Here is a 914-nt window from a genome sequence, read left to right on the forward strand (position 1 = left end):
CCAGAAACCTTGGCATGACCATAGATACTTGAATAATCCTTAATCCAAGCATTACAAAAAACATGGGCATTATCATAAACGCGCGCCCAGACATAAACCCGTGACTTGCCATATATACGAGCATTGCCAAAAATATAGCCACAAACATAGGCACTTTCATAGACACGGGCATTGTCATAAACCTTGGCACCATTAGAAATAGTAGCGTTATCACTAATTACGGCATAACCATAAACATGCCCACAGACCTTAGCGTTATCATGAATTTTTGCATTATCATAAATATGAGCGGTTGTATCAAAAACCAATGCCTTGCCATTAACGATAGCATTGCCATACACCTTGGCACCTCTAAAGATTTTCGCGTCATTATAAATTTTAGCATTTTCATAAACAGTTGCATTGAAAAGAACCGCGGCATTATCATAGACCCAGCAATTGCCATCATGGGATAAGTTGCTTTCATTTTCAATAAAACCGCCGAGGTCTCCCGCCTTAATATCATCAAAATCTCTTAGAGCACGTATACGGTGTAAAGTAAGACCATCAAAAGTGAATTTTTCATTGGTAAATTCGTATTTTTTTACAGGCTCTTGTTGATTAACAGGGGCGGTTTCATTTGCAATGTTAGAGGAAATCGTATTTTGGGAAGTTTTTATTATAGAATTTTTCATTTTAAATTCTTTCTAATCGTAATGAAGTTTTCAATTGACGCGCTATAAAGGCGCCGGGCGTTGAAAACACGGCGATTAGTCCGTCGTCACACTTTTCCCATAAGGGTATTGCATGGTGTGACACACCCGACAAAATCATTATACGCTTTAATACGTATAAAAAACAGTCAGTATTTTAAAGACTTTGGAAAGATTGTTTCGTAACCTATCCGCTAATCGTTAAGTGTTTTCAGCACTTGA

The 914-nt window shown here is 37.6% G+C and carries 1 protein-coding gene; it reads right to left on the reverse strand.

Annotated elements, in window-relative coordinates; genetic code table 11:
* The coding region (locus ACFIKQ_RS09025) for a hypothetical protein (protein WP_375656310.1) at positions 1-674 on the reverse strand (674 nt) is incomplete at its 3' end.
* Between the last annotated feature and the right edge of the window lie 240 nt (positions 675-914).

This window comes from Bartonella sp. MR63HLJHH, from assembly GCF_042194155.1.
Lineage (GTDB): Bacteria > Pseudomonadota > Alphaproteobacteria > Rhizobiales > Rhizobiaceae > Bartonella > Bartonella grahamii.